Origin of the sequence: Viridibacillus arenosi (genome assembly GCF_001955655.1) — a bacterium.
Taxonomy (GTDB): Bacteria; Bacillota; Bacilli; order Bacillales_A; family Planococcaceae; genus Viridibacillus; species Viridibacillus arenosi.
In genome coordinates this window covers 289,022-308,440 of the sequence record NZ_MSPW01000004.1, presented here as the reverse complement: position 1 = coordinate 308,440, position 19,419 = coordinate 289,022, and the positions used below count along the sequence as shown (strand labels likewise).

The following is a 19,419-nucleotide window of genomic DNA, read 5'->3' as shown; positions in this document are numbered from 1 at the left end:
TAGCGATATAAAATATAATTTTCTTTTTATAATTGAGATTATTTACTACTACACTATTTTTTTTCCTTAGTTAATTTCTCAATTTTAGTTGCTAAATCTTCAGCTTGGTGCAGTACTGAAACGGGATCAGAAGCGAAATAATATTCGGGCGCTAAACTAATTACTTCTCCCTTTTTAACTGCATCAAGATTTGTCCATGTCGCTGGTAATGAACCGCCCTTATTAAAGTAGTTCATCTCTATTACATAATCTCCTACATAGTCATTTACAACTTCATATGATATTTCGTAACGGCTGCCATCCGCTTCTTTCGTATCAAACAACTCTTTTACTTTTGGTGGAGGTGTCATTCCTAATGTTTCATATAATGCTCGTCCTCCAACAACACCGTTCGGAGCAATAACTGAAAGGTTCTTTTTCCCTAAATCGAAAATAGTAAAGGTAGAATCTTTGCTGATTACTTTGTTAATTTTTTCTTTAGCTACTGCAATACGTTTATCAAAATCTCCAAGAAATTGCTCCGCTTTATCTGTACGTCCAAGGTATTCCCCCATTGCTTTGATTTCTTCGTGAATAGATTTATAATTAGTATCTGAAAAAACAATTGTTGGAGCTATTTTTTCGTATTTTTCAACTGCTTCTTTATCCCATGTAATAATTAAATCAGGATTTAATTCCATAACTTTTTCTAAAGACGCTTCACCATCACCAATATTTTCAATTGCATCTTCTTTATAATAGTCTTTCAAATATGCTGCATAATCCAGGTTTGCCATAACAGCTCCTACTGGCATGACATCAAGTGCTAGCAATTGTCCTAAATACCAATCCGTCACTATTCGTTCAGGCTTATTTGGCACTTCAACTTTACGACCGATATCGTCAGTAATCGTACGAGTTCCCGTTTCAGCTTGTACGTTTTCATTTTTTTGTTCTTCTTGTGCTTTATTACTCTTAGTCGCTCCACATCCTGTTAAAATAAGCATCAAACTAAGTACCATCAGCAAAATTACCTTTAAGTTCAATTTATTGAACATTATAATATTCCCCTCTATCCGCGTAATTCTAAGTTTGTATTTACTATATCGCCTACATATTATTTCAATTTTAATAGCCAAATTGTGCTTCATGGAGTCTGCTGTATGCACCTTTCATCTCCAATAATTCACTATGATTCCCTTGTTCCTTGATACCCTCTTCCGTTACAACAATAATACGATCAGCATTTTTTATCGTTGCTAGACGATGGGCAATAACAAGCGTTGTACGTCCTTTCGATAGATTGGCTAGAGCTTTCTGAATAGCGATTTCTGTCTCTGTATCAAGTGCAGAAGTGGCTTCATCCAAAATAAGAATAGATGGATTTTTCAGAAACATACGAGCAATTGAAAGACGTTGCTTTTGCCCTCCAGATAGCTTGGCCCCTCTTTCACCAATCATTGTGTCTAGTCCATTTGATTGGGAAAGGATAATATCTTCAAGCTGTGCTTTTTTGGCCGCCTCCCAAATTTCCTCTTCTGAAGCTCCTAATTTACCATAGGCAATATTTTCACGAATCGTTCCATCAAAAAGGAAAACATCTTGCTGAACTACCCCTATATGCGATCGAAGAGATTCTAAAGTCATTTTCTTCGTATCAATGTCATCAATCGTAATTTTGCCGTTTTTGACATCGTAAAAACGAGGTAGTAAGCTACAAATCGTTGTTTTACCTGCACCAGATGGACCTACAAGTGCTACCGTTTCACCTGCACGGATTGATAAATTAATCTTCTCTAGCACATTTTCTTTATTTTCATAACCAAATGATACATTTTGATAGTTAATATTCCCTTGTAGTTGTGTGACATCTTCTGCTTCTGAAGCATCTGCAATCTCCGGTTCTGTTTCAAGTAAATCTAAGTAACGTCTAAAACCAGCAATACCCTTTGGATACATTTCAATTACTGAATTTATTTGTTGAATCGGCTGAAGAAATACATTTGACAGAAGTACAAAGGCGATAAACTCTCCATATGACATATTCCCTTGTATAACAAACCAAGTTCCACATAATAGAACAAAAATGGAAACAACTTTCATAAGAATGTAACTAATAGATGAATTCCAAGCCATTATTCTATAAGCAATCAATTTTGTATTACGAAAGCGACTGTTATTTTCTGTGAACTGAGCAATTTCATGATCTTCATTTGTAAAAGCCTGTACCACTCGCATACCACTCACATTATTTTCTACTCTTGCATTGAAGTCAGCTATATCAGCAAACATTCGATCGAATGCCCGAGACATTTTCCGGCTAAAGTACAATGATAAATAGATGATCAGTGGAATGATGATAAATGTCAGAATAGCTAATTTCCAATTAATTGATAGCATTAAACCAAACGCACCCGTTAATGTCATCAGTGCTATAAACAAATCTTCTGGCCCATGATGGGCAATTTCTCCGATATCCATTAAATCATTTGTCATCCGTGAAACTAAATGACCTGTTTTATTGTTATCAAAAAATCTAAATGGTTGCTTTTGAATATGTGTAAATAACTCCTTACGCATATCTGTTTCAATATTCACACCAAGCTTATGTCCCCAGTAAGTAACTACATAGTGAAGGGCTGAACTGACGATATAAATTGCAAATAATCCGACACACGCCCATAAGATAAACGCCAAATTTCCTGATGGCAATAAATCATCTACTACGCGATTTACGGCTAATGGAAAAGCAAGCTCCAATAACGCTGCAATGATTGCGCAAGAAAAATCCAATATAAACAAACCTTTATACGGTTTATAATAGGAAAAAAATCGCTTTAACATTGTTAAATACACCCCTACTCAGCAATATTTTTCTTTATGCCAAATCCATATATTGTTCAATGGATATGATAACGAACACGAAAATTCAAATGAACTCTTATTAGCTATTGAGATAAAAAGAGAGACTCCACTATATCAAACTGCTCCAGGCAAAGCCTCTCATCAATGGAAATAAAATTAATATTGTCTTACTTTTCCTGATTCTTCGATACTAGTAAATCAGCTATTTCTTCAGACTGAGCTAATACTGAGATAGGGTCATATGGCCAAAATCTCTTAGGATCAAGATCAAAAACTCGGTCGTTTTTTACTGCATCCATTGAATTCCACATACTATTTTTCTTGTCCAATTTGCCACCATATGATTGATCCAAAAAGATATAGTCACCTGCATAATCATTTAAAGCCTCAAACGATATTTGTTTAAATGTATCGCCTGTATCGATCAGTTCTTTTTTTATTTTTTCAGGTGGTGTGAGTTGAAGTTGCTTGTATATTGCCTGTCCACCCCTATAAATACCATCTCCGTATATGTAGAAGTCCTTATTATAAGCACCAAAGATTGAAACAGTTTCATTGGCACTTATTACTTTTTTAATTTTCTCTCGCTGTTCTTCAATTTTTGTATCAAATGAAGCAAGCCATTCTTGTGCTTGCTTTTCCTTTCCAAGCATTTCTCCAAATGCTGTTACTTCCTCATGAGCATCTTTGTAAGTTTCATAAGGAATTATTATTGTAGGTGCTATCTTCGAAAAATCTTCAAACGCGCTATTTTCAGAGTTGGCACTTATTATTAAATCTGGATTCAACTCTAATATTTTTTCTTTAGAGTTTTCCCCGATACTGTCAATTCCGGTGACTAAATTTTGAATATGGATATTTTCAAGATCCGAATCAGTTGCTCCTACTGGTTTTTCATCTAATAAAAGCAAGGTTGGTAAATAGCCATCTACAACGATTCTTTTTGGTTTGGATGGTATTTCAATATCTCCATGTATAGTTTTTACAACCCTTGTTACCTTTTCCTCTTTATTCTCATTATTTTGTTGTTTACTTGTACTATCTTCGGTTTTGTTACACGCAACCATAACAATTGAAAACATGATTAATAGTAAACAAAACAAGAAAATTGATTTATTTTTTAACATCTTTATCCTCCTGTTAATGATTATCATTCTCATTTAGGATATCAGTTTACATATTTATAGTCGATGTCAATAAGTCAGTATTTTCATATGTTAGATAGTCAGTCCTCTTTTTCCTTTAACAAGTGTCTCACTTGAATCTCTAATTGTTTTTCCAATGCATATGCTTCACAAAATCTAAATTCTTCTTGCTTCAAAAAATAAATCTGCTGTTTTTGAACAGCAGGGATTGAACTCCAAATGGGGTGATTTTCTATTGTTTTTTTCACTCTATGCAAATATCCACTTTTTTCACATGCAATGATAAACATATGATCTGCTGCATATTCTGGTAAACGATCCTCTGGAATCACTAAATGGTTTTGAGCATCCAACACTTCTCTCTGAACTCGTTCTGGTGCTGCTAATTCAAGCATGTCGTACAAATTATAGGCCGCTCTAGCTGTTCGATCCCATATTCTTATGTATTGATCGTCCCAAAACTCATATAATGCTACTGTTTCATTTTGTTTTTTTACCTGTTCAATTCTTCGTTTAGACTGCTGCACCTTTTCTTTAAATGCTATTATCCAATCCTCTGCCTGTTTCTCTCTCCCAAGAAGCTCTCCAAAAAAACGTAACTCCTTTAGTAAATCACTGTTTCCCCAATTAACCATCAAAACAGGTGCAATTTTCTCCATTTGCCCTATCCTTTCCGGGTTAGCATAATAGTAATAAGTTGGGACAATGATTAAATCTGCAGCGAGTTCATCTAAAGGGACTTTTCCTACATCAATAACACCGTTTAACTCAGCTTGTAGAAGTTGCGAATCATTTAAGACTTCAGCTGTAGATGCTATTGGTTTAATTCCTAACGCAAGCATATCTCCTAAAAATTGTAACGCTATAATTCTCTCTGGCTTACGTTTTAATCGAAAATCACTTGGTGACATGCCTACCAAACTTTTAAATTTTTTACTAAGCGAACTACCATCAGCATATCCAACTTTATAAGCAATATCGTTTAAGGGCGAATCGCTAGTAAGTAAATATTCCTTTGCTTTATTCACCCTTACGTATGCCAAATAATCAGAAAAATTCCAACCCATTTGTTTTTTGAAAAATGCCGAAAAATAGCGTGGATTATAACCAATCATTTCAGCTATAAAAGTACGCGTTATCTTTTCATGAAAATGCTCGTCTATATAAGCACAAGTAGAGCTAAATACTGTACTCGGATATCTAGTATCTGTAGAAAAGTAGAGCTCTAAGAATTCTTTTAATAAATAATGAATTCGATCATCCTCTTCCATTGACGAAAAACAATCCATTAATTCTTTCATAATCATAAAAGCTCTATGAGGGAGTTTTTCTGTTAGAAATCCATTTTGAGGTAGATTATTATATTGAAGATGATATTTTAATTCACTGTCCAAAATACTGGTCAATTCATATTGCTCTAGTGTCATTTGATAATATTCAAAAACATCATCAGATAAACTATTTTTTAAACGTAGAAGAGATCCAGGATGTATGCTAATAAGATTCCCCTCCACTATTGAAGACTGTAACTCATTTAAGTTTGCTTCAGCTTCTCCTTTTACTACTAAAATGAGAGTAGGTGACTTAATAGTATTAAATATCAATACATTCTTAGGCTTTATTTCTGTTATTTTTATATCTTTTAGAACATTGATTAACTTTATGTATTTTCCACTTTTGATCAACAAACTGTTCCTCCTATGCTTTACTAGTAAAAGAAAACTTACCTATTTCCTTCATTAACAACTTACATGACAATGATGATAATGATTATCAATATCACCACTACTATACTATAGAATAGTAGGATATAAAAGGAAGATACATCCACCCTTTTCATTCTTTCATCATAATTTTTGGGTATTATAGATGTTGAAGTGGCCAATAATAAGTAATGGCATAAAACTTAAAATACATAATAAACGACTTTGAATTTTCCATTTAGCCATGTCATTGTGGAGAACGTCTCTTTAAAATCCCCATTGTTTTTAGAGGGTTATAAACAATTTACATCTTGATTCATGAAAAAAATTCTACAATAGGTATCCGAAAAATATGGAATCTATTGTTTTTTTTATTGATTTACTTAGCTTAAATTTGAATATAAAAGTTGTAGTGAAAGGTTAATTTATACATGTACAATTTAAATTCGCTATGATAGGGTGTAGTGTAGACTTTTTATAACGTGGTTCGTAACCATCCCACGAAAAAAAACTAGGGGGAAATGAATAATGAAAGTAAAATCTTTGGCTACTAGCGGAATTATCGCAGCGCTTTATATAGCTGTGTCTATGCTAATTGCCCCACTCGCATTCGGTGCTATACAGTTCCGTATTGCTGAAGTGTTCAATCATCTTGTTGTCTTCAACAAGAAATTTTTTGTAGGTATCGTGATCGGTGTATTGATTACAAATCTATTTTCACCACTTGGTATGTATGATTTAATCTTTGGCCTTGGTCAATCTGTCTTAGCCTTAAGCATCACAATCTTTGCGAAACGTTTTATTAAAGGACATGTTAAGCAAATGATTTTCGGTACACTTGTATTTACATTTACGATGTTCTTAATTGCCATCGAATTGAATCTCGCATTCCAGCTACCGTTTCTATATACTTGGCTAACAGTTGCTGTCGGTGAATTAGTTGTGATGGGACTTGGTATTCCGATTATGCTAGCACTGAACAAGCGTATTAACTTTAGTAAGCTAATTGAAGATTAATATTATAACCACCTAGTCGCATTTTTGCGGATGGGTGGTTTTTTGTTTTACGCTCACAATAAAATTTTTCAGACCAAAACAAAGAGAGAGTCCCTAATGAAGACTCTCTCTTTGTTTTTATAATTGGTAATCCTTCACTTCATCACGCAATTTTGCCTTTAAGAATTTGCCGACGGATGTTTTTGGGATTTCTTTTAAAAAGACAACATGATCTGGTACCCACCACTTTGCAAATTGCCCTTCTAAATACGAAAGAAGCTCTTCCTTCGTTGCACTACTACCTTCTTTCAAGACAACACAAGCTAGTGGACGTTCTTGCCACTTTTCGTCTGGAACTGCGATTACAGCCGCTTCAAATACAGCCTCATGTGTCATGAGTGCATTTTCTAAATCTACAGATGAAATCCACTCTCCACCGCTCTTAATTAAATCTTTTGTTCGGTCTGTAATTTTGAGATACCCCTCTGGTGTTATGACAGCAATATCACCTGTGTATAGCCAACCGCCTTTAAACGCTTCTTCCGTGCGGTCATCCTTATAATATTCATCTGCAATCCAGGGGCCTCGAACAGTTAACTCACCCATAGTCTTACCATCCCAAGGCACTTCTCCATTTTCGTTGACAACACGTGTTTCAACAAGAGTTGTCGTCAATCCTTGTGTTGCACGAATATTAAGTTTCTCTTCTGCAGACCAGTTCTCCATTTCCTTTGTGTACGTGGAAAGACTTACAATCGGCGTAGTTTCAGTCATACCGTAACCAACGATAAATGGTACTTTGTATTTTTCTTCGAAAGCACGGATTAGACCTTTTGGTGAAGCTGATCCACCACAAACTATGGCACGTAATGACGATAAATCTCGTGGATTTTGCTCTTGTTCGTTTAACACACCAAGCCAAATTGTCGGTACACCTGCTGTTAATGTCACTTTTTCTTGTTCGATTAAATCGAGTAAGAGCTGTGGGTTGAACATTGGGCCTGGCAATACTTGTGTTGTGCCAAAATTTACTGCTGCAAATGGCATACCCCAGGCATTTACATGAAACATCGGTACGACTGGCATAGCTACATCGCTCTCGCGAATACCAAGTGAATCTGCTAAACCAAGTGCTAAGCTGTGTAGTACTAAACTACGGTGCGTGTAAACAACACCTTTTGGGAAGCCTGTTGTGGCACTTGTGTAACACATTCCGGCCGGCATATTTTCATCTAAATCATCAGGGAATTCATAGGAATCTGATGCCTCTTCTAGCAGTTTTTCATAAGAATGAACGTTTTCTAAGTTAGTTTCAGGTAAGTCTGTTCCATCTTGCATAACAACGAAATGTTTCACCGTTTTTAGTAAAGGTGCAGCTTGAGCAATTAACGGGAAAATATCGCTATCTACAAGTAAAATTTCATCTTCAGCATGGTTAATAATATATACTATATGCTCTGGTGATAGGCGAATATTGATCATATGGAGTACTGCTCCTGCACATGGTACACCGAAGTATGCTTCTAAATGGCGGTGATGATTCCACGCTAATGAGCCTACTTTTGTACCTTTTTTCATCCCCAATTTCGTTAATGCTTCAGATAATTTTCGTGTCCGCTGTCCAAACTCTTTATAAGTAATACGGTGAATCATCGTTTCACTCGTTCTAGAAATGATTAATTTTTTCGGAAAATATCTCTCTGCACGTTTCACAAAATCAGTTAGTACTAATGGCGTTTGCATCATACTCATCCAACTCCCCTTTAATTAAGTAATATGATTTTATTTAAAAACAAATGCTTATAAACCGAGATTCTTTGCAATAATCATTTTCATGACTTCATTTGTATCTGCGTAAATAGATGCTACTATGGCTGTCTCGGAAGCTTTTATCAACCTTATTACTTCCATATAACATAGCCACCTGTATCCTAGAAGCATTGCGGGGTAACACTTGTGTGTATAAAACTTTCTTCAGAACCTTATTTGCCGCTAACCTCTTACTATTGCTATTGAAGCTTTAATACATTTGCTCACTTAAAGTTCGATTATCCTTTGACTCGATAATACCTAAGGCGATTCCCTCATTTTTTATCTGACAAGTCAATTTTTGTAGCATCCAAAATTTCATGATGCTATTTAATACTAATAGAATAGTCAAATCTATAGATTATCTTTTCAAAACATAAATATTCAAACTTTTCCAATAAATACATTTTACACAATTATACATGTAAGCGCTATTATGAAACTATTAAAATGGAATATTTTTGAGAAAAATATTAATTAAAAGAGAATATTCTTAAATCTATCATCTCATTACAATATGCAGTTCTATCTATTAAAATACTTATCTTCTCCAATAAAAAAACCGTACCTTCAATTAAGAAGGTACGGCTCTATTAATGCCTATCCATTAAGCAGTTTTAGTTTCTTTCTCTTTTAACTTTTTTAACATATCTGCTGTCATTGCATCTAAGTCATATTTTGCTTTAAAGCCCCATTCTTCTTTTGCAGCACTTGCATCAATAGAATTTGGCCAACTATCTGCAATGGCTTGACGTACTGGGTCCACTTCATAAGCCATTTTAAAATTAGGGATATGTTTGCGGATTGATGCCGCAATTTCTTCAGGTTCAAAACTCATAGCTGTCACATTGAACGCATTGCGATGTATCAACTTCGTAGGATCTGCTTCCATCAAATCTACAATAGCTTGCAACGCGTCTGGCATATACATCATATCCATGTATGAGCCCTGTGCGATATATGAAGTATACTTCCCTTCAGAAATCGCTTTATAGTATATATCAACCGCATAATCTGTTGTACCACCACCAGGAGGAGTTGCGTAAGAAATTAATCCTGGGAAACGTACTCCACGAGTATCTACACCAAAGCGTTGGTAATAGTAATCACATAATAGTTCACCCGCTACTTTGTTTACACCATACATCGTAGTAGGGCGTTGCAACGTATCTTGTGGTGTATTATTTTTGGGCGTAGAAGGTCCAAATGCACCGATTGAACTCGGTGTGAAAAACTGCAGATTTTGTTCACGCGCAACTTCTAAAGCATTAACAAGTCCACCCATATTCAAATTCCAAGCAAATAACGGTTTAGATTCTGCAGTTGCTGATAATAATGCAGCCATGTGCATTAAAGTATCTGCTCCAAAATCCTTCGCCATATCATTCATGCGACCAGCATCCATAACATCCAGTGTTTCAAAAGGTCCCTTTTGTGTATCCGGTTTGCGAATATCTGTTGCTAAAACATTTTCCGTTCCATATGTTTCGCGCAGCTTAGATACTAACTCTGACCCTATTTGACCGCACGCACCGGTTATCATAATTTTTTTCATTTAAAAATCCTCCTCACCCAATAAACATTTGTATTTACAGAAAACACATTCTCCCGAGTGTTACAAATGTATTTCTAGAAAATACAAATAACAACAATAATACGTTGATTTATCAATGTTTTTAATAATTAGATTATACAATGTATGTTTCTAAAACACAATAATCGTTTTCACACAAAGGACAGTTTGTTTACAATACAATTATTCATTGTTTATTTTATAATAAACAAAAGGAGTGGAATCGATGCATTTATTTAAACTAACTTTTATTTATTTGGTCGCCATCATCAGCTGCACATTCCTACTTATAATGGACTTACCTATAGTCGTAGTATTTCTCTTACTATTTATGTATGTCTTCGCTCTCACAATGTTCCCATACCTCAACACTTTGTTTTGGTCTAACAACATTAGTAAAATGGATCGCTTTATAACAAAGCATAAAACAAAACCCGTATTTGCCTACCCATACGCGGTTGCACATGAAACAGTAACCGAGCAAAAAATAAGCGTACAAAAAATACTAAGCAGTTATAAAAAACAAGATGTTCAACACAACTACCGTTCTTTGCTAGCTACTCTGGACAAAGATTTCGAACTTGCTTTAGTAGAAGCGAAGCAACTTCAAAAAGAACCTATTCGTAGCTACACTATCGCACATATTGAAACTTTACTCGGCAACTTCGAGGCAGCAAAATCGCTCATCCCAAACCTAAAAAAAGAATGGATGCCACACGCCATTGAGGGTTTGATCGCCTATGAACAGCATGATTTCCAGACATTCGAAAAAGAAGCACATGCAGCCACCGCAAAAGTAAGAGGATTACAAAAACATTTATTGTTTTATTCTTTCAAAGAAATGAAGGCAAGATTAGAGGCAAAATAAAAAACCACCCGGGGGAGGGTGGTTTTTTAAGGATGGAATTTTTACATTCCAATGGGGAGTTGGTATAGTATTAGGCATTTCGGGTGGGTTTTATACATTACTTTAAAAATTCATTTATTTTAGTTAAGATTACCTCATTAATTAGTATAAACTTTATCTTTTTCTCACGACTTTAAGATTTCAAATCAGCTAGCTCTTACGTTTACCTGCCTAACAATTTTATAAAGTCACTCAATCCCACACCACTTTTCACCAACTAGTAGTAAATCTTCTGTTGTATTATTTATCAATCTTCCTAGCATCAATCACATAAGTGTTTGCAACCAAATCATGCAAGGCACGCTTTTGCGGGTGGAATGCGGCGATTATGTAACCAAGTCCGAGGAGAAGTCCACTAAAGATTCGAGCGACATTCCGAATGACGCTTCGGAAAATAGAGATTGTATCACCGTTCTTATCAACAATTTCTATGCCTAGCACTTTTTTCCCGACGGTACCTCTCCATGGCGTTGCCGGTAGTCCGATGAAATATAATATACCTACGATAATGAGAATCCAGCTATATAAAGGGTAAGTTGTTAGATATAGTTCATCACCAAATATCATTTCAGATATGACCCCTTTTGGAACTTTTAAAACGCCCCCAATTAGCGCTGTTGCCACAGCCACCACAGCAGCATCAATAATTGACGCTAAGAAACGGATCCAAAACCCTCCATAATTCACTTCTACTTTCTCCTTTCCCTTCTATTAATTTACGTCGTCATCATTAGTGTATGATACATAACTTTGCATTTTGAGCATTTGTTCTTCAATAGATAATACGTGAAATTTCAGTGTAATAAATTAATTCCCCTCGTTGCACAAAATACCTATTATAACTCTATATTTAGGTGATTTATACGAGCTCTAAAATAGAATCATTCGATGAATTAATGCCCCACCTGTAACGCTGTGAGGAGTGATAGTAGTTTATCCCTGTTCAATATTACACAGCAACGATTATTGTCGTAATTGTCACGAAAAGTGATTTTCAGAAAACATTATTGATTTCATTGTTTTTTATATAACAATAAAGACCTCTATACATTGGTATAGGGGCCATCTAATGTAATTGATTTTTATTTTAAAGATTAATCACAATAGTTATTTTCTAATTGCGCTCTATAAACAGCATCCAATGGTATACGCCGAATGATTGTATCCATTTCTAATGATAGCTCACGAGTGGATGCCTTAAGATCCGTAATAATACCTGTATAGTGACTTAAATTATGATCAACCATAATTTTAAGCGTAACAATTAACTTTTGGTCATACGCGAGTTGAATAACCTGTTGCAGTTCTTCTAATTCCCATTCAGTCAATTCATTCGGTAATTCTTCTTCTGATTCATGTTTCCACACTCTAATTTGCTGCACATGTTCTGGTAACATCATCGAAACCCATTTAACATTACCTCTGTCACGAATCATCTTAAAACACCTGCTTTTCCATTATATTTTGTATGACATGATATAAAAGAACATACTAAAACATACTTTAAATTAATTTCTTCGCATTCAATATTACGTCAGTCTTTTTATGCGAACTGCTTCAACCTGTGTATTTAGTGCATAAGTTGTGCATAACTAGACCTATTTGCAACTAACACTTAGTTATCCACATGTCCGCAAGACATTACCACCCTGCCGTGTCATACAACTATTATTCAAATAGTGTATATCAATTAAATGGATATTGAATAAATATACATTACTTTATTTTTTGTGACCTCCTAATAATTTTGAACGTGAGACAGCGGTGCCAGCTTCTGTATAAGAGACCGCACGTAAAAGTGCAGTAGGGCCGTAACGAGAGCGTAGTTGATCCATGGTAGCTCCGAGCTTACGACGACGAAAGCGGTCAGTATCGAACAAACTAAGCTGCATTGAACGTTCAGATTCAAGCTTTGTAATACTAATCGTCAGCTGGCGTACCGGTCTATCTTCTATATAGTGTTCATCAAGCAACTGCTGGCAGACCTGATAAATTTTCATCGTTTCATTTGTTGGCTCATCGATTGTGCGTGAACGATGAAAGCCTCCACCAAATGCATTTTTACTGTAGGAGAGTCCTAGTGAAATGGTACGCCCTACTTTAAATGCTTCACGCGCACGCCTTGCGATGTCTTCACACATCTCTAAAACAACTGCAAGCACTTCTTCTTTTTTGTTATAATCGCGCATTAAAATTTGTCCTTTACCATAACTGATTTGCCCTTCAATTATCGGTGAACCGAGCTCAGAAAGATCAATTCCCCACGCATGATGATAAAGCTGATTACCCATAATACCAAAACGAGCTTCTAGTGTTTTTAAATCTGCTTTCGCTAAATCTCCTACTGAAAAAATCCCCATATGATTAAGCGTGCGTTCTGTCCGACACCCAATACCCCACATCTTAGAGAGTGGTGATGTAGGCCATAACTTTTCTTCCACATCTTCATATACCCATTTAGCAAAGCCCGTTTTTTTCGCTTCTAAATCAAGCGCTAGCTTTGATAACAACATATTAGGCCCCATGCCGACGGCACTTGGAATTCCAAACTGATTGTAAATATCTCGTTGTATCTTCTTCGCGGTTTGTTCAACTGGTCCCCATAATTTTTCTGTTCCTGTTAAATCAACGAAACTTTCGTCAACACTATAAATATGGATAGCTTCCTTTGGGACATAACTGTTGAGTAAGCGTGTAATTTCCATTGAAACGCGGATGAAGAAGTCCATTTTAGGTTCAAATAGGCGAATATCCGGATGCTTCGGAATTTCATAGAGGCGTGTGCCCGTTTTTACTTGGAAACGTTTTTTCATCATCGGCGATGCCGCTAGCACGATACTTCCCTTTTGATTGAAGTTACCAACTACCGCAATCGGCGTTTTCATCACATCTAAATGCTCCAATGTTGCAATACAACTCGCATAGAAGCAACGCATATCGATACACATAATTGATCGCCTTGGCATGTTTTCGTACATACACCTATCCTCCAATAGAGAACGTTTGTTCTTATTTTAAATTGAGATGAGTGAGATGGCAAGTGGGAATATCAGGTATTGTGAATGAGTAGTGAGTATAAGTTTTACTAGGAGGACTTCATAATAAAAAGAGACTACTGCACACTTAAAAGTGTGCAGTAGTCTCTTTAGAAAAATGCTCGAAACATTTACTCGAGATATCCAGCTTCAGCAGTCAGACTCTCGAGATCACTTCCACCTTCTCGGTTGAAAACTGAAAGTACGTTTTCAATTCGAAGGTTCCAGCGCTTGTCGAGTCTAGGCGGACCGCTTCAGCATTTACTCGAGATATCCAGCTTCAGCGGTCAGACTCTCGAGGTCACTTCCACCTTCTCGGTTGAAAACTGAAAGTACGTTTTCAATTCGAAGGTTCCAGCGCTTGTCGAGTCTAGGCGGACCGCTTCAACATTTACTTCATCCAGTCAGGTTTGCCGAAACCTTTAAATTCTTCATCGATGATTTTTTCAAATTCTTCCGATTTAACGATTTCTAGTATATCTTTTGCTAGTTGTGAATCTTTGTTTTCTTCCTTAACCGCAATAACATTACGGAATTTATCAGGCATGTTTTCTAAGAAGAGTGCATCTTGTAGATTCAGTCCCGCCGCAAGTGCAAAGTTTCCTGGGACACCAACAAGGTCAGCGCTATCGATTGCACGAGGCAGCCCCGCCGCTTCTATTGGTTGGAACACTAAGTTTTTAGGATTTTCAACAACGTCTTTTTCAGATGCTTTTAGTTCTTCGATGTTCGGGTCAATTTTGATAAGACCTTGTTCTTGTAACGCTAATAATGTACGTGCCGCATTTGATGGATCATTAGCAATTGCTACTTTTGCGCCGTCTTTAATACCATCAATTGATTTAAAATCTTTTGCAAAGAAGCCCATTGGTGCAGTTGGTACGTTAATTAGACCAGTTAATTTCATTTTATTTTGTTCATTAAAGTTTTCAAGATAAATTGAATGTTGGAAAAGGTTTGCATCAATATCACCAGAATCTAATGCTTTGTTTGGTTGTACGTAGTCACTGAATTCAACTGTTTTTACTTTATACCCTTTTTTCTCTAATTGCGGGATGATTGCTTTATTTAACATGTCACTATACGGCCCTGCAGTTGCGCCAATTTTAATGTCTTTTGAATCTTTTGGTTTGCTTTCATCTTTGTTACCACATGCAACTAAAACTGTTGCTAATACGAATAATAACGCTGCTAGTAAAAACTTTTTCATTTTCAAATCTCCCCTTTATCGTTTATCAATTGCTTTTGAAATGGCATCGCCTGAAAGTTGAATAATTTGGACAATAACAATTAAAATGACAACTGTCGCAATCATAATTGTGTTGTCATAGCGGTAGTAACCAAAGCGAATAGCTAGGTCGCCAATTCCACCGCCGCCGACAATACCAGCCATTGCGGAATATGCGACTAAACTAATAATCGTCATTGTCACACCTTGGATAATACCCGATTTCGCTTCAGGTAATAGCACATCTCGTATAATCATCCACGGTGTTGCACCGACAGCTATTGATGCCTCGATGACACCTTTATCAACTTCACGCATAGACGTTTCTACAAGTCTCGCAAAGAACGGAATGGCTGCTACAGATAATGAAACACTTGCCGCTACGGGACCAATTGTATCTCCAACCAGTATTTTTGTTAGCGGGAACAACGCTACTAATAGAATGATATACGGAACGGAACGAACTAGATTGACGATAAACCCTAAAATTCCGTTAAAAAAACGATTACGTAAAAATAAACCTTTGCTTGTAACAAATAGTATAATTCCAAGTGGTAAACCAATAATTAGTGAAATGCTAAGTGAAATACCAATCATCAGTAACGTTTCACCAAATGCTTTCCAAATGTCTGGAAGCATACTAATAAAGTGCTCGAAATCAAATAGCATTGTTAATCACCTCCACAAACGCACCGCGTCCTTCCATATAAGAAATAGCTCTCCCTACATTATCCGGTTGACCTTGTAGCTCCATTAAGAAAATGCCAAGAGGTTTTTCTTGAATATATTCAATTGTGCCGTGCAAGAAATTACCACGTACTTCAAAGTTTTGAATCATATCTGAAATGACGCCCTCTCCAGCTACATCTCCTTTGAATAGTACTTTCACAATTTCCCCTGTCACACCTTTAAGAATCGTTGGTGGCAGTTCAAATGATACAACGCTGCTAATAAATTCTTGTGTTAATGGCTCAACCGGATTTGCAAAAACGTCGTAAACTGCCCCTTCTTCAATGACTCTTCCATCTTGCATAATAACCATTCGATCACAAATTTCTTTCACAACATCCATTTCGTGCGTGATAAGGATGATTGTAATATTTAGCTCACGATTGATCTTTTTTAGTAAGCGTAAAATGGAAACCGTTGTTTTTGGGTCAAGTGCTGATGTCGCTTCATCACAAAGTAGTACGGATGGATTATTTGCAAGTGCGCGGGCAATGCCGACACGTTGCTTTTGACCACCACTTAATTGTGCTGGGTAAACGTCTATTTTCTCAGATAAACCTACCATTTCAAGCAATTCTTTTACACGAGCATTAATCAGCTTCGGTGGTGTAGCCGCTGCTTTTAAAGCAAATTCAATATTTTCGCCAACCGTTTTTTGACTGATTAAGTAAAAATGTTGGAATATCATTCCGATTTTCAAACGCGCTTTACGAAGTTGTTCACCTTTTAATTTTGTTAAATCTTGACCATTTACTACGATACTGCCACTTGTTGGTCGCTCTAATAAATTGATACAACGTAGAAGCGAGCTTTTTCCTGCGCCAGAATAGCCAACAATACCGAAAACTTCACCTTCATCGATTGTCAACGATACGTTGTCTACACCCGTTACCGTACCCTTCTTGGTTTTATATACTTTTGTAAGATTCTGAATCTCGAGCATATTGTATCCCCTCAAATCTGTTTAAATTATGTAACTTCTATAGAAATACTTGGAATTTGCTGTATTAAAAAACGCTTCTTTCGGTTATCTGAAAGAAGCATCGTAAGTGTAAATTGGCGATTTATCTTCCAGAATGTACTCATTCTGTAGGAATTGGCACCTTCCCTTTGGCAGGGGGTTGCCGGACGTCATAGGGCCTATCCCTCGGTCTCTCTAGATAAAATTCAATATTCGTTTGTAAGTTATGAACTAAATATTACTGTGAAATAATGTAGATGTCAAACACTTTTTTGAAACTTTGAATTATTTCAAAATATCTTTATATAATTCAGGACGACGATCATCATATACCGGGATTCGTTGGCGAATTTCATCCACTATAGAGAAATCGACATCGATAATCGCCATTTCTTCATCTTCTCCACCAGTCCATAACACTTCACCCCAAGGTTCAATAACCATCGATTGACCGTTGAAATTTTGTTTTTTATGGCTAATTCTATTTACTGCAATAACAAAACACTGGCTTTCAATTGCACGTGCTTGTAATAACGTTTTCCAATGATCAATACGTGGCGTTGGCCATTGTGCAGAAACGAAAATTACTTTCGCTCCGTTCAATGCATGAAGACGTAACCACTCTGGAAAACGAATATCGTAGCAGATAACACCAGCTGCTGGAATATCACCCAGTTCAAAGTTATTTTGCTTATCGCCAGCTGATAAATACAAATGCTCGTCCATTAGACGGAAAAGATGCGCTTTATCATATTCGCTGACAAGCTCCCCTTTGTTGTTATATACGTACATCGTATTATAGAATTTACCATCTTTTTTCGTTGATACCGAGCCACCAACAATATGAATTTGTAATTCTTCTGAAAGCTTTTGTAGAAAATTCTTTGTGCGTTCCCCGTTCGGATCTGCAAGGTCTTCTAATTTCTCTAAAGCATAGCTAGAATTCCACATTTCGGGAAGAATTGCGAGTTCCGCCCCCTTATCAGCGGCCTCCCTGATAAACTTTTCGACGTTTGTAAAATTTTTTTCGATGTCCCCGAAGGCAACATTTAATTGTATACATGCAATTTTCATAACTCCACCACCTGTAGACATTTTCTTAAAAAGGTTATAATATTTCTCTTATTATTGCGACTATTTTATACATACGTCTATTTTATCCACAAAGTAGTTGTTGTGTATAGCGTTTTTATAAGAAAGATTTTGTGGATAACAAGTTATTAAAGAAAATAATTCAAGGGGGTTTGTTCGAAGATGGAATTTTCAACGAGATTACAACAGTTGCCGAAGCAGTTTTTCGCAACTTTAGTACAAAAAGTAGGTGCCGCAGTTGCGGAAGGTAGAGATGTCATCAATTTAGGCCAAGGAAATCCAGACCAACCAACGCCTCCTCATATTATAAAAGCTATGCAGGAAGCTGTTATTAATCCGCAAACTCATAAATACTCTCCATTCCGTGGCTTGCCAAAATTCAAGGAAGCCATTGCTGAATTTTATGCGCGAGAATACGGCGTTGAAATTGATACAGATACGGAAGTAGCCATACTTTTCGGCACAAAAATTGGTGTAGTTGAATTACCTTTAGCTATTATGAACCCTGGTGATTCAATGCTACTCCCAGACCCTGGTTATCCGGACTATTGGTCAGGCGTAGCACTAGCGGATGTCAAGTTCGATACACTTCCATTACTAGCGGAAAACAACTTCCTACCTGATTACACAACTGTGTCAGATGAGGTAAAAGCTCGTGCGAAATTAATGTATTTAAATTACCCAAACAACCCAACTGGTGCTGTTGCTAATTTATCATTTTTCGATGAAACTGTGCAGTTTGCGAAAGATCACGATATTGCAGTAATGCATGACTTTGCATATGGAGCAATTGGATTTGATAGTGAAAAACCAGTGAGCTTTTTACAAGCTGAAGGTGCTAAAGATGTCGGGGTTGAGTTGTATACTTTATCGAAAACGTATAATATGGCCGGTTGGCGGGTCGGCTTTGCCGTTGGTAACGCAAAGTTAATTGAAGCATTAAATTTAGTACAAGACCATTTATTTGTCAGCCTATTTCCTGCTGTGCAAGAGGCTGGTATTGCAGCACTTTCTAGTTCACAAGATTGTGTAACTGAGTTAGTGGCTATGTATGAAAGCCGCCGGAACGCATTAAAAGTCGCTTGCGATCGTATTGGCTGGGCAGTGACAGCTCCAAAAGGATCATTCTTTGCATGGCTTCCTGTACCAAAAGGATATACGAGTGAAACATTTGCTGATTTATTGCTAGAACAGGCTGATGTAGCAGTTGCTGCGGGTAATGGTTTTGGTGAATATGGAGAAGGGTACGTACGTGTTGGCTTACTTGTTGATGAGGACAGGCTTCATGAAGCAATAACTCGTATCTCAAAACTAAATTTATTTTAAGTATTTATAAACTGAAAAGCTAACTTATTTCATAAGTTAGCTTTTCAGTGCATGGGTTTAATAAATATATC

At 36.5% G+C, this 19,419-nt stretch carries 16 protein-coding genes and 2 riboswitches; of the genes, 3 read left to right on the top strand and 13 right to left on the bottom strand.

Annotated elements, in window-relative coordinates; all coding sequences use genetic code 11:
* Window positions 1–53 precede the first annotated feature (53 nt).
* The 4 genes from BK137_RS10240 to BK137_RS10225 form a co-directional block, all read right to left on the bottom strand.
* Window positions 54–1,037, bottom strand: a complete 984-nt coding sequence (locus BK137_RS10240) for an ABC transporter substrate-binding protein (RefSeq protein ID WP_038180213.1) — start codon at window positions 1,035–1,037, stop codon at window positions 54–56.
* A gap of 70 nt (window positions 1,038–1,107) precedes the next feature.
* Window positions 1,108–2,823 carry an ABC transporter ATP-binding protein gene (locus BK137_RS10235; protein WP_038180214.1) on the bottom strand — a complete coding sequence of 572 codons (1,716 nt, stop codon included), beginning with the start codon at window positions 2,821–2,823 and terminating at the stop codon, window positions 1,108–1,110.
* A 188-nt stretch (window positions 2,824–3,011) separates the two neighbouring features.
* The gene (locus tag BK137_RS10230; protein ID WP_038180216.1) at window positions 3,012–3,971 is read right to left on the bottom strand and encodes an ABC transporter substrate-binding protein; all 960 of its coding nucleotides are present in this window, start codon (window positions 3,969–3,971) and stop codon (window positions 3,012–3,014) included.
* A gap of 98 nt (window positions 3,972–4,069) precedes the next feature.
* Window positions 4,070–5,674, bottom strand: coding sequence for a helix-turn-helix domain-containing protein (locus BK137_RS10225; protein ID WP_051448579.1), 1,605 nt, complete (start codon window positions 5,672–5,674; stop codon window positions 4,070–4,072).
* A gap of 494 nt (window positions 5,675–6,168) precedes the next feature.
* Window positions 6,169–6,213, top strand: a riboswitch (PreQ1 riboswitch).
* Window positions 6,214–6,220: 7 nt separating this feature from the next.
* Between BK137_RS10225 and BK137_RS10220 the strand changes: the two genes are divergently transcribed.
* On the top strand, window positions 6,221–6,709 hold the full coding sequence (locus BK137_RS10220) for a QueT transporter family protein (RefSeq protein ID WP_038180218.1): 489 nt from the start codon (window positions 6,221–6,223) through the stop codon (window positions 6,707–6,709).
* 117 nt (window positions 6,710–6,826) lie between these two features.
* Here BK137_RS10220 and BK137_RS10215 read toward each other — a convergent pair whose 3' ends face one another.
* Both BK137_RS10215 and BK137_RS10210 read right to left on the bottom strand, forming a co-directional pair.
* The gene (locus BK137_RS10215; RefSeq protein WP_038180885.1) at window positions 6,827–8,434 is read right to left on the bottom strand and encodes a long-chain fatty acid--CoA ligase; all 1,608 of its coding nucleotides are present in this window, start codon (window positions 8,432–8,434) and stop codon (window positions 6,827–6,829) included.
* A gap of 670 nt (window positions 8,435–9,104) precedes the next feature.
* Entirely contained in the window at window positions 9,105–10,052 is a 948-nt protein-coding gene (locus BK137_RS10210; RefSeq protein WP_038180220.1) for an L-threonine 3-dehydrogenase, read from the bottom strand.
* 244 nt (window positions 10,053–10,296) lie between these two features.
* Between BK137_RS10210 and BK137_RS10205 the strand changes: the two genes are divergently transcribed.
* On the top strand, window positions 10,297–10,938 hold the full coding sequence (locus tag BK137_RS10205; RefSeq protein WP_038180221.1) for a hypothetical protein: 642 nt from the start codon (window positions 10,297–10,299) through the stop codon (window positions 10,936–10,938).
* 279 nt (window positions 10,939–11,217) lie between these two features.
* On the opposite strand, the gene BK137_RS10200 is transcribed toward BK137_RS10205, so the two are convergent.
* The 7 genes from BK137_RS10200 to BK137_RS10170 all read right to left on the bottom strand — a co-directional run bounded on the left by BK137_RS10200 (window position 11,218) and on the right by BK137_RS10170 (window position 18,004).
* Window positions 11,218–11,664 (bottom strand): RDD family protein, encoded by a 447-nt coding sequence (locus tag BK137_RS10200; RefSeq protein ID WP_038180224.1) that lies wholly within the window; start codon window positions 11,662–11,664, stop codon window positions 11,218–11,220.
* Window positions 11,665–12,071: 407 nt separating this feature from the next.
* Complete coding sequence (locus tag BK137_RS10195; protein WP_038180226.1) at window positions 12,072–12,413, bottom strand: YolD-like family protein; 342 nt, start codon at window positions 12,411–12,413, stop codon at window positions 12,072–12,074.
* Window positions 12,414–12,698: 285 nt separating this feature from the next.
* The gene (locus BK137_RS10190) at window positions 12,699–13,955 is read right to left on the bottom strand and encodes a Y-family DNA polymerase (RefSeq protein ID WP_038180230.1); all 1,257 of its coding nucleotides are present in this window, start codon (window positions 13,953–13,955) and stop codon (window positions 12,699–12,701) included.
* Window positions 13,956–14,403: 448 nt separating this feature from the next.
* Window positions 14,404–15,222 carry a MetQ/NlpA family ABC transporter substrate-binding protein gene (locus tag BK137_RS10185; protein ID WP_038180232.1) on the bottom strand — a complete coding sequence of 273 codons (819 nt, stop codon included), beginning with the start codon at window positions 15,220–15,222 and terminating at the stop codon, window positions 14,404–14,406.
* Between the two features lie 15 nt (window positions 15,223–15,237).
* On the bottom strand, window positions 15,238–15,909 hold the full coding sequence (locus BK137_RS10180) for a methionine ABC transporter permease (protein ID WP_038180235.1): 672 nt from the start codon (window positions 15,907–15,909) through the stop codon (window positions 15,238–15,240).
* A complete protein-coding gene (locus BK137_RS10175; RefSeq protein ID WP_038180237.1) occupies window positions 15,899–16,912 on the bottom strand; it encodes a methionine ABC transporter ATP-binding protein in 1,014 nt (337 codons plus the stop codon). The genes BK137_RS10180 and BK137_RS10175 overlap by 11 nt, the downstream gene beginning before the upstream one ends.
* Window positions 16,913–17,030: 118 nt before the next feature.
* Window positions 17,031–17,136, bottom strand: a riboswitch (SAM riboswitch).
* A 79-nt stretch (window positions 17,137–17,215) separates the two neighbouring features.
* A complete protein-coding gene (locus BK137_RS10170) occupies window positions 17,216–18,004 on the bottom strand; it encodes a carbon-nitrogen family hydrolase (RefSeq protein ID WP_038180240.1) in 789 nt (262 codons plus the stop codon).
* A 180-nt stretch (window positions 18,005–18,184) separates the two neighbouring features.
* On the opposite strand from BK137_RS10170, the gene BK137_RS10165 reads away from it, so the two are divergent.
* A complete protein-coding gene (locus BK137_RS10165; protein WP_038180244.1) occupies window positions 18,185–19,348 on the top strand; it encodes a pyridoxal phosphate-dependent aminotransferase in 1,164 nt (387 codons plus the stop codon).
* The last annotated feature ends 71 nt before the right edge of the window (window positions 19,349–19,419 follow it).